The organism is Acidiferrobacteraceae bacterium (assembly GCA_037388825.1).
Lineage (GTDB): Bacteria > Pseudomonadota > Gammaproteobacteria > Acidiferrobacterales > JAJDNE01 > JARRJV01.
Map to the genome: position 1 here is coordinate 25,377 of JARRJV010000010.1, position 11,498 is coordinate 36,874.

Sequence of the window (11,498 nt, forward strand, 5' to 3'; positions counted from 1 at the left end):
AAGCCTCATCCCTCCACTCCTCTTCCTTGCATCCCGTGGAGATCACACGCACCCTCGAGCGTCCCGGCAAAGACCCGCTTGGGTACCGGCTGTGGCGCAACTCCGGCGCGCGTGATGTGCTGGTGATGATTCATGGGGCAGCGAGCAATCTTACGCGCTGGTCCGAATTCGTCAGCCATAGCTCACTGAAGGAGTCGTGGAACCTGTTGCGCATGGATCTGCGCGGCCACGGCAGTTCCATGTCCCGCCGGGGCATTCGAATCGAATCCTGGTGCGAAGACCTGAGGGCGATCCTCGACGCTGAAGAGTTTGACCGCGTCGTGATCATCGGACACAGCCTGGGCGCGCACGTCGCACTCTATTTCCGCGACACGTTTCCGGAACGCGTGCGGGCGATGATCCTGATCGACCCGGTGATACCGCAGAATCTCAGCGGCAAGCTCCGCCTTGCGCGAAATCTGCGCTGGTTCCTGCAACTGATCGTCTATGGCATCCGTTTGCTGAATGCCCTGGGTCTTCGTCGGCGTTCCTTTCCGCCACGCGATCTGCGGGAACTGGATGAGCACACGCGGAAGATACTCGCGGGGGACTCCGGGACCGACATCGCCGATCTTTATACCAAACCGAGTATCGACATGGCCTACCTCCCGGTCGCTAACTACATCCAGGACATGATCGAGGTCACACGCAAATTGCCATCACTGGAACACATCGATATCCCCGTGCTGGTGCTGCTGTCCGCCGGTGCGACCGTAAGCGATCCGGAACGCAATCTCGCCGTGATCCGGCGCATCCCGGGAGTTGAGATCCAGAGTATCAACGCCAACCACTGGCTGATGACGGAACGCCCGGAAGAGGCGCGCAAGGCGATCGACGGGTGGTGCCTGAAACAGCGGAGTAAGGGCTAGGTCCCTTCCTCGGCCGGGTGTTGGGAATCATCAACCCGGGGCCAGGAAGTGAGCAACACCTGCACGAAACTCGCCAGCGGAATCGAGAAGAACACACCCCAGAATCCCCAAAGTCCGCCGAAGAAGAGCACCGCGACGATAATCGCGATGGGATGCAGGTTCACCACTTCGGAAAAAAGCAAGGGAACCAGAACCACCCCGTCCAGGGCCTGAACGATTGAATAGGCAAGGATTAGATAGAAAAACGGTGCCGTCCAGTCCCATTGAAAGTAGGCGATGATCACAACCGGGATGGTGACCACCACCGCACCGATGTACGGAATCAGCACCGACAGGCCGACGAGTACACCCAGGAGGATGGCGTAGTTCATCCCCATGACCACGAAGACTGCCGCCGTGGCCACACCCACGATCAGGACTTCCCAGAACTTGCCGCGCACATAGTTGCCTATCTGCCGATCCATCTCCACCCAGACCCCGTGCATGAGCCGACGGTCGTCCGGCAGATACTGTCGCAGCCAATCAAGAATCCGCGCCTTGTCCTTGAGAAAGAAAAGCACCAACAGGGGCATCAGGATAAGGTAAACGATGCTGGTAATGACCCCGGGAATCCGGGCTACCGAGAATGACAGGGCGCTCTGTCCGAATGCACCAATCTGTCTGCGAACAGCCGTCATGATATCAACCAGCTGTTCCTCGGAGATAAACGAATATTTCTGTGGCAGGGCGGCAAGGGCGTCCTGTCCGCGCGACAGCATGTTCGGCAGTTCGCCCACGAGATGGCTGATCTGAATTGACAGCAGCGGGATCAGGCCAAAGATGATGAACAACAGCGCGGCGAGAAAGACAAGGAACACCAGCCATACCGAGCGCGAACGCGATATGTGATAGCGCTCCAGAATATCGACCACGTCATCAAGCAGGTAGGCCACAACGATGGCTGCGAACACCGGCAGCAACATGGCTCCGGTCACGATGACCACGGCGAACCCGCCAATGATCAGCAGGGCAAGCAACAAGGCCTGGGGATCGGAAAAATGCCGACGGTAGAACTCTTGCAGCAGCTTGATCATCGTACTTGAACCGGGCTCCGTTCGGCTGCGGCATCGACCGGAACCGGGTTGAAGGATAGCGTGGCTCCGGGCCTCCTAGGCCAGCAATACGGCGAGGATACCCGTTATGAAGATTCCGTCAAACGTTCCCGCCCCGCCCACCGAAGCAAATGGGGTTCCGAGACGCCGGATGTCGCCCAGGCGAAGGATATCGGCTCCGATGAGCACGCCAAGGGTTCCCGAGATATAGGCCAGAGGCGCGCTTTCGCCGGCATTGATCAACAACGCCACCAGGGCCGCGGTCAGTGGTGCGATAAAGATCGGCATGCCGATCCCGAAGCCGCTGATCGGTCGGCTGGCGAAACGGCTTACCGCCGTGACCACGGCAATACCCGCGAGCGCCTCGAGTACGCCGACATCACTCACGACCAGGAGATAAATGGAAAAGACCAGCGGAATGATGGCCCCACCGACATTGACCGCAACCAGGGTCTTGCCTTCGTATGTGCGGCGTGGCGGGCGAAGCATGCCCCACGGTAGCTTGGGCACCGTTTCCGGGTGCGCTCCATGGGAATCAATCAGGAAAAGGGGCAAATTGATGGCGCTGCCGAACAGGGAAGCGAACAGCAGAAGGAACGCGGAATTCGACGACAGGCCCAACTTGTCGAACGCAATGGTAATTGCGCCAACCTGTACAACCACGAGCAAGCCGATCAGAACAACGACGAACAGGAATAGCTGCGACGGCGAATACGGAGAGCGCATGAAACGGGCTCCGAAACCGGAGCCCCGCGCAGGAGGCTCCGGCTACTGGGTCGTCAGGGCGATATGGAAAGGAACAGCTGACTGCCGCGCCGGTTGATCAGCAGAACGGCAGAACCGTGCTTGCCGAGCCTGCGCGCCTGTCGCTTGAATTCTTCGACGGACGTAACCCGCGCCTGGTTGATTTCCAGGATGACGTCGCCCGCGTGCAGGCCAGCTTCTTCGGCCGGTGTACCTACGTCCACCTGCGTCACGACCACACCCGCGGTCGTAGACGGTATCCCTAGCTGGTTGGCGATCTGCGGAGTCAGGCTGCGGATCTCCACGCCCGCCAGAGCGGTCCCCTCGCCACCACCGCCGGTGGATTCGTCCTGTGGACCCTTGGCCAGATTCTTCGGCTGCTCCACGATCCTGGCATTGAGCGTTCGCGTCTTGTGATTGCGAATGACCCTGATCTTCACCGTCTTCCCGACTTTCGTGGCAGCAACGACATTGCGAAGAGTCGTGGGGTTGTCGATATCCTTGCCATCAAACTTGACGATGACGTCCCCGCTCTTTACTCCCGCCTTCGCCGCCGGCGTACCGTCCATGACCTCGCTGACCAGGGCCCCCTCAGCCTTGGGCACGCCGAACTGTTTCGCAAGTTCCGGGGTAACTCCCTGAATGGATACACCCAGCCAACCACGAATGACCTTTCCATTCTTGATCAGGCTGTCCATGACGCTGCGCGCCATGTCGCTCGGCACAGCGAAGCCGATACCCATGTATCCGCCGGACCGGGAAAAAATTGCGGTGTTGATGCCGATGAGCTGGCCGCGTGCATTGACCAGGGCGCCACCGGAGTTACCCGGATTGATGGCGGCGTCAGTCTGGATGAAGTCCTCGTAGTCGGCGATTCCGACATTCGCGCGTCCCTTGGCACTGATGATGCCCATGGTCACGGTCTGATTGAGTCCGAACGGGTTGCCGATGGCCAGCACATAGCCGCCAACCTCGATCTTGTCCGAATCGCCCCACGGTACCGTGGGAAGATTGTCGGCCTTGATCTTCACTACGGCGATGTCGGTCTTGGGATCGGTACCAACGACCTTGCCTTTGAACTTGCGGCCGTCGCCCAGCAGAACCTTGATCTCATCGGCCTTCGCAACCACGTGATTGTTGGTGATGATGTAACCGTTCGAATCCACGATGACGCCGGAGCCCAACGCGCTTTCACGATGTTTTTGCTGTCCCTGGGGGAATTGATCGCCAAAGAAGTGGCGGAAGAACGGATCCTGCATCAGGGGAGATATCTGCGAGCCCCCGGTCACGACACGGGTGGTGGATATATTCACGACCGCGGGCATAACGCGCTTGACGACTGCCGGGAAGTTGGGCGCATGTCCGTCGGATACGGGTGACTGCATCGCCGCAGTGGCCTGCGTATCGCTGTTGGCCGGCGTGACAAGGTCGGCCCGAATGGTAAATGCAACTCCGATGAATACACCGAGCAGTACAAGTGCACTGGTCAGCATTCCGATTCTGAACGAACGGCGATCTATGGGCATGGATTTCCTCTGGTTAAAATTCCGTCCACAACTAGGCTACTTCAGACTGCTCCGATGCGGCTGGTCCTTGACGTTTACCACCACGACTTCCCCGGCGACGAACTTGCCACGAAGGATTTCCTGGGCCAGCGGGTTCTCAATCGATTGCTGGATCGCCCGCTTCAGGGGCCGGGCACCATACACCGGATCGAATCCCGCTTCTGCTAGTTTGTCCAGCGCAGCGTCGGAAAGTTCCAGATCCATGTCGCGTGCGCGCAGACGCTTGCGCAGGGATTGTACCTGAAGCGCCGCGATCTGCCGCACCTGATCCTTCTGCAAGGGGTGGAACACTACGATGTCGTCGATGCGGTTGACAAACTCGGGTCGGAAGTGTCCGGTGACTGCCTGCATTACGGCGGCCTTCATCTGGTCGTAGCCCGCTTCCCCGCCTCCGAGCTCCTGGATCGCCGAGGAGCCGAGGTTGGAAGTCATGACGATGACGGTGTTACGGAAATCCACGGTGCGACCCTGGCCATCGGTCAGGCGACCGTCGTCCAGAACCTGCAAAAGAACATTGAACACGTCAGGGTGGGCCTTCTCGACCTCGTCGAGCAACACAACCGAGTACGGTTTGCGGCGCACGGCCTCGGTCAAATAGCCGCCCTCCTCGTAGCCGACATAGCCGGGCGGCGCGCCGATGAGCCGGGCGACGGAGTGACGCTCCATGAATTCCGACATATCGATGCGCACCATGGCCTCTTCGCTGTCGAACAGGAATGCCGCCAGGGCCTTGGTCAGCTCGGTCTTGCCGACACCGGTGGGACCGAGAAACAGAAACGATCCATAGGGACGATTCGGTTCGGACAGTCCTGCCCGCGAACGACGTACCGCATTGGCGACGGCGCTGATCGCCTCGTCCTGTCCGACGACACGGGCATGCAACTCATCCTCCATGCGCAGGAGTTTCTCCCGCTCGCCTTCCATCATCTTGGATACCGGAATGCCGGTCCACCGGGAGACGACCTCGGCAATCTCGTTCTCGGTAACGGAGTTGCGCAACAGCGTAAGATCCTTGCCCTCGGCATCGCTGGCCGCGGATAGCTGCTTCTCCAGCTCCGGAATTCGCCCATACTGGAGTTCGGACATGCGCGCGAGGTCACCGGCGCGACGAGCCGTTTCCAGCTCCACCCGTGCGCGGTCGATCTCTTCCTTTATATGCTGGGTACCCTGGACCGCGGCCTTTTCGGATTTCCACACTTCCTCGAGATTGGCGTACTCCTGGCCCAGGCGATCGATTTCAGACTCCAGGTTGTCGAGGCGTTTCTTCGACGCCTCGTCCGATTCCTTCTTCAGGGCCTCACGCTCAATCTTCAGCTGGATAAGGCGGCGGTCAAGTTTGTCCATTTCCTCCGGCATGGAATCGATCTCCATGCGAATCCGCGACGCGGCCTCGTCGATGAGATCGATCGCCTTGTCCGGCAGCTGACGGTCAGTGATATAGCGATGGGAGAGCGTTGCGGCGGCCACAATGGCCGGATCCGTGATGTCGACACCGTGATGAACCTCGTATTTTTCCTTCAGCCCACGCAGGATGGCGATGGTGTCCTCGACACTTGGCTCGTCCACAAGCACTTTCTGGAAGCGGCGCTCCAAAGCGGCATCCTTCTCAATATACTTTCGATATTCGTCCAACGTTGTGGCGCCGATGCAGTGGAGCTCGCCGCGCGCCAGGGCCGGCTTGAGCATATTGCCTGCATCCATGGCCCCTTCCGCCTTGCCGGCTCCGACCATGGTATGGAGTTCGTCGATGAACAGAATGATGCGTCCTTCCTGACGGGCGAGATCGTTCAGGACCGCCTTCAGCCGCTCCTCGAATTCACCGCGAAACTTGGCGCCCGCGATGAGTGCGCCCATGTCCAGCGACAGAACGCGGCGGTTTCGAAGACCCTCCGGAACCTCGCCATTGACGATACGCTGTGCCAGACCTTCCACGATGGCGGTCTTGCCCACACCCGGCTCACCGATGAGCACGGGATTGTTCTTGGTGCGACGTTGCAAAACCTGAATCGCGCGACGGATCTCGTCGTCGCGACCAATCACCGGGTCGAGCTTTCCCTGCTCCGCCCGCTCGGTGAGATCGATGGTGTATTTCTCCAAGGCCTGGCGCGTGTCCTCGGCATTGGGATCCTGAACCGTCTGCCCCCCTCGCACCGTATCAATGGCCTTCTCGATGGCACCGCGGGACAGGCCTGCTTCCTTGAGCAAACGCCCCAGCTCGCCCTTGTCTTCCAACGCCGCCAGGATGAATAACTCGCTGGAGATGTACTGGTCGCCGCGCTTTTGTGCAAACTTGTCGCACAGATTGAGCAGCGAACCGAGATTATTGGAAACATGGATTTCCCCGCCGACCCCCTCGACGCCCGGCATGCGATCCAGGGCCTCGCCGACATGGGAACGCAGGCTGTTGACGTTGATGTCAGAGGCGGCGAGCAGATGGCGGGTGCTGCCCCCGTCCTGATCGAGCAGAGCCGCCATCACGTGTACCGGCTCGATGAACTGATGGTCGCGCCCGGCAGCGAGGCTTTGGGCATCGGCCAGTGCCTGCTGGAATTTCGCGGTCAGTCGGTCCATACGCATGGTTGTTCGCCCCTTTTTCCGGAAGATTTGTATTGCTACTGAGGTGGGGCGGATTCCCCGCGATTTCAAGCAAAATGCACCGCCACGGGCAGTGTCAGCCGCTTACCTCGGGGTAGGGATAGAGTTCCATCAGGGGCCTGCTGCGACCGGCGGTTTGTACGATGCGCGCATGGCGGCGGGTGAATTCCCGTGCATTGGTCAAACCACAGGAATGGGCGATCACGTCGAGGTCATTGTTGATGCCGATGGCATAGGTTGCGACTCGCTTGGCCTTGTCCATGGGTACCAGGCCCTTCTGCAGGCGCGGATTGTGGGTGGCGACCCCGGTCGGACAGGTGTCCTTGTGGCACTGAAGCGACTGGATGCAGCCCAGGGCGAACATGAAACCACGGGCGCTGACGGTGAAGTCCGCGCCCACGCAAAGGGCCCAGGCCGCCCGGTCCGAAGTGACCAGCTTGCCCGAAGCGATTACGCGAATCCGGTCTCGCAAACCGGCAGCGATGAGCACATCGACGGCGATGGGCAGCGCCTCGCTCAGGGGCAAACCTACGTGGTCCGCCAGGACCTGCGGCGCAGCACCCGATCCCCCATCACCCCCGTCCACGGTCATGAAGTCTGGTGCGCTGTCTTCGCCGCGACGGTGGACAGCCTCGCACAACGCGGTCGGGTAACTTCCATCGGCAATCACGGTCTTGAAACCCACCGGGCGTCCCGTCACGTCGCGTATGCGCGCGATCATGTCCAACAGGTGGTCCGGTGAATCGATCTCCACATGCCGATTGGGGCTGCGCGATGCATGGTGCGCCGGAATGCCCCGAATCTCGGCAATCTCCTCGGTCACCTTGGCCGCCGGCAGGATCCCGCCTTTTCCGGGCTTGGCCCCCTGCGCCAGCTTGATCTCGAAGGCGTTCACATACTGAGACACCTCGCGCAGACGCGCCTCGCTCAGGCGCCCGTTCTCGTCGCGCACCCCGTACTTTGCCGTGCCGATCTGGAAGATGCGGTCGCAGTCCCCTTCGAGATGATACCTGGTCAGCCCACCCTCACCCGTGTTCATCCACACGCCCGCGGCGGCAGCGCCACGCGACAGGGCCTCCACCGCCACCGAGGAAAGCGCGCCGAAACTCATTCCGGAAATGTTGACGATGCGCCTGGCGGTAAATGGCTTGTCGCAGCCGGGACCGATGACCATGGGTGGCGACGGCGTGCAGTCATCCTCCAGCTTGGGATAGGGCGAGTTGATGAATATTACGGATCCCGGCTCGCGCATGTCTGCCCCGGTCCCAAAGCCGATGATTCCACCCAGACCCTTGGCGGTGCGGTAGACCCAAGTCCGCGCCATGCGGTTGAAGGGCATCTCCTCGCGATCATTGGCGAACAGATACTGGCGCAGGTTCACGCCCAGACTTTCCATGAAATAGCGCAGGCGTCCAATGACCGGGAAATTGCGCCGAACCGCGTCCTCGGTCTGGGTTACGTCCCGAATGAACATCACAAACAGGATGGCAAGGATCGCCCCGGCCACCCAACCGAGAATCACGATTACCCAATGGATGGTCGTGATGAGAGAGCTGACTTCCATGATCTTCCTGCGTTTGTCTTTTTATATAGTTTCTGTAGACGGACAAATCGCTATTCGGTTCCCTTCAACTATTCGGTCAATCGCCCGCCGGCTCCCGTGCCGCCTCCCGGCCACGTCGTTCATTGACCGTTGTCAGCATCGCCGCGCCGATGACGAAATAGGCGGCGGTGACGAGAATCGCCAGGCGATGGTTTCCCCGGGACAGCACCGTGACTGCGCCGTAGGATACAGGTCCGACAATGGCCGCAAGCTTCACCGCCAGGCCCCACATACCGAAGAATTCGCCCGAGCGGTCCGGCGGCGAGAATTGCCCCACCAGCGCCCGGCTGGCCGACTGGCTGGAGCCCATCGCCAGGCCGATGAGATTGGCGCTGACCCAGAAACCGGTACGATCGCTGCTCAGGTAGGCCAGCACCAGCGCACTGGTCCACAACAGCAGGGTCAGAATGAGTGTACGAATCGAACCGATCCGGTCCTGAACCCGGCCAAACAGAAATGCGCCGACGGCCGAGGTGACATTCACCACCATGATCATGACCAACGATTCCTGGGTACTGAAGCCCATCACTTCGCGCGCATAGACGGCCGCCAGCACGATGACCGTATAGATTCCACAATGGAAAACCGTGACGGTAAGCAGAAACCGGAACAGGTCCCGGTACCGGCGCACGTGATGCCAGGTGGAGGCCACCCGATGAAAGCCGATGCCGATATAGCCATACCCCCGGGGCAGGGTTTGACCAACGGCGCGCTCGCGCAGCCAGATAAAGGTAGGCAAAGATGCCAGCGCAAAGGTGCCGGCAGTAATGAGCATGGTCACCGGGACATACTGTGCGGCCCCCTGGCCATGGCCCTCGGCCCAGTGCACATAGGCAACGCAAAGACCCAGGGCCAGCAGACCGCCGAAGTACCCGAGAGACCAGCCATAGCCGGAGATTCGACCCATGTCTTCCTGCGGCGCAATCTCCGGCAGGAAGGCGGCGATCAGATTCTCTCCCGCGGAAAACATGATCGTGGCCAGAATGACACAGATCATTCCGCTTGCCACGTCCCCCGGCCCAATCAGTGCAAGCAAGGCGGTAAAACTGACACAGCCAATCGTGGTCGCGGCCAGAAAACGTTTCTTGTGCGCGCCGAAATCCGCAATCGCTCCCACGACGGGGGCGCTCAACAGGACGATGCCGTTGGCAACACCCATGGCCAGCGTCCAGTACAGAGTCGCCAGGCCGTGGTTGCCGACACCGGCGGCCACTACCGAGACAAAGTAGGCATTGAAAATTGCCGTCAGGACGATGGTCGTGTAGCCGGAATTGGCGAAGTCATACATCGCCCAGGCGAAGATCTCGATGCGGGGCGCGAGTTGCGTCGCCCCGGCAATGCTGGCTCCCTGCGTGTCTTTGGACGTCACGAGAGGGGCTGCGAATGGAAAGACAACAAGTTGATGTGCCCGGTAGGCACCGGTTCAGCCGGAGACCGCCTCGCTGTTCTCGTGCGGCGCGGGCGACTCGCGCTCGGCGATTTTGAGGACCACATTCAGGATATCGGAGTTCTCGTTTTCGTTGATCCGATAATACACCTCTTTGCCGCGCTTCTCGCAAACGAGCAGTCCCGTGTTGCGCAGCACCTTGAGGTGGTGGGAAATGGCGGGACGACTGAGACGAAAGACAGCAGCAATGTCGGTTACGCAAATCTCCTCGTGGGGATCAAACAGAAGCAGGATCTTCTGACGGGTCGCGTCGCCGAGGGCCGAAAATACCGCGGTGTTGCGCTCCCATTGTGGCGACAGATGTTCGACGAAATTCTTGTTCATGGAAGCGAACGACGGACCAAAACAGCTCCGCTCCAGTACTACCGACAGCCCCCATCCTATCCGAGTCGACCTGAATGTCAATATATTTGAATTTTATACTTTACTTATTTTGCCCAGTTTCCCGGCGGATGTTTTGCTGGGTCCCAGCAGGACCAGCGAAAAATAGCGATTGTCCGGTTCGTAGTGCTCCCGTATTTCCAGTCCCGCGAGCCCCAGCAGTCGCTCCAGCGCGGTCACCGTGAATTTTCGGCTGATCTCCGTGCGAATGGTCTCGCCCTGTTCAAACTCCACCTCAAGGTCCAGCCCGTCGATGCGGACCGATTGTGCACGCCGCGACTCCAGATGCATCTCGATCTGGGACTCGGCCTCATTGAACCATGCGCGATGACAAAACGCCGCCGGGTCGAAACGCGCATCCAGCTCGCGATTGATGACCTGCAGAACATTCAGATTGAACTCGGCGGTCACTCCCTGCTTGTCGTTGTATGCCGCGTTCAAAACCTCGTGATTCTTTACTCGATCGACGCCGAGCAGGAGCAGATCCGACGGTCCCATGGCCCGCCGCACCTGCCGCAGAAAACTTTGCGCCTCCAGGTCCGTCAGGTTCCCCAGAGTTCCGCCAAGGAATACGAATAGACGCTTGCCCGCGACATAGGACAACACCTCCAGCCCGTGACCGTAATCGCCAACCAGGCCGTCGATGGTCAACCACGCGAAGTTGTCCAGAAGTCGCGCCCCCGCCTCCCGCACCACTTCTTCGCACACGTCCAGCGGCTGGTACCGCACGGGGTGTCCAAGTTCGGAACAGGCCTGCAGCAGATGTTCGGTCTTGCGCGAAGTCCCGCTGCCCAGTTCGATAATGGTATCCGGGCGGGCCGCCTCGACAATCGCGCGCGCCGATGTCTCGAGCAGTGCCGTTTCCGTTCTCGCGGGGTAGTACTCGGGCACTTCACAAATGAGGTCGTACAGGTATGAACCCCGCTCATCATAGAAGTACTTGGGCGGGATCCGCTTCGGGTTTGCACGCAAACCCGTTCTCACGTCTGTGGCGAGACTTGCGGCTGGAACATCGTCGCCGAATCTTGATACCCGAAATCGCTGGCTCACAGCGACTTCGCTCGCTCCTGTCTTCATCGAATTCTCCGTTCGGGTGCAATTCCCTGTTTGTTCTTGCGCAAGGATTAAAACGAATATTCGCTCGTACGGCAAAACAATACGAAA

The 11,498-nt window shown here is 59.9% G+C and carries 9 protein-coding genes; 1 reads left to right on the forward strand and 8 read right to left on the reverse strand.

The genetic code is table 11. The features are described 5' to 3' along the window. Positions 1-35 precede the first annotated feature (35 nt). Complete coding sequence (locus P8X48_02950; GenBank protein MEJ2106274.1) at positions 36-908, forward strand: alpha/beta hydrolase; 873 nt, start codon at positions 36-38, stop codon at positions 906-908. Here the strand turns inward: P8X48_02950 and P8X48_02955 are convergent. The 8 genes from P8X48_02955 to egtD all read right to left on the reverse strand — a co-directional run bounded on the left by P8X48_02955 (position 905) and on the right by egtD (position 11,411). Further along, positions 905-1,981, reverse strand: coding sequence for an AI-2E family transporter (locus tag P8X48_02955; GenBank protein MEJ2106275.1), 1,077 nt, complete (start codon positions 1,979-1,981; stop codon positions 905-907). The two genes, P8X48_02950 and P8X48_02955, sit on opposite strands and share 4 nt — an antisense overlap. Positions 1,982-2,056: 75 nt before the next feature. Then, a complete protein-coding gene (locus P8X48_02960; GenBank protein MEJ2106276.1) occupies positions 2,057-2,725 on the reverse strand; it encodes a DUF1614 domain-containing protein in 669 nt (222 codons plus the stop codon). A 53-nt stretch (positions 2,726-2,778) separates the two neighbouring features. Then, positions 2,779-4,269, reverse strand: a complete 1,491-nt coding sequence (locus P8X48_02965; GenBank protein ID MEJ2106277.1) for a DegQ family serine endoprotease — start codon at positions 4,267-4,269, stop codon at positions 2,779-2,781. Between the two features lie 36 nt (positions 4,270-4,305). After that, positions 4,306-6,885, reverse strand: coding sequence for an ATP-dependent chaperone ClpB (gene clpB / locus P8X48_02970; protein MEJ2106278.1), 2,580 nt, complete (start codon positions 6,883-6,885; stop codon positions 4,306-4,308). Between the two features lie 94 nt (positions 6,886-6,979). Beyond that, a complete protein-coding gene (locus P8X48_02975; protein MEJ2106279.1) occupies positions 6,980-8,467 on the reverse strand; it encodes an FMN-binding glutamate synthase family protein in 1,488 nt (495 codons plus the stop codon). A gap of 76 nt (positions 8,468-8,543) precedes the next feature. Further along, positions 8,544-9,875 (reverse strand): MFS transporter, encoded by a 1,332-nt coding sequence (locus P8X48_02980; protein MEJ2106280.1) that lies wholly within the window; start codon positions 9,873-9,875, stop codon positions 8,544-8,546. Between the two features lie 54 nt (positions 9,876-9,929). Continuing rightward, a complete protein-coding gene (locus tag P8X48_02985; protein MEJ2106281.1) occupies positions 9,930-10,277 on the reverse strand; it encodes a metalloregulator ArsR/SmtB family transcription factor in 348 nt (115 codons plus the stop codon). Between the two features lie 93 nt (positions 10,278-10,370). Continuing rightward, a complete protein-coding gene (gene egtD / locus P8X48_02990; GenBank protein ID MEJ2106282.1) occupies positions 10,371-11,411 on the reverse strand; it encodes an L-histidine N(alpha)-methyltransferase in 1,041 nt (346 codons plus the stop codon). Positions 11,412-11,498 lie beyond the last annotated feature (87 nt).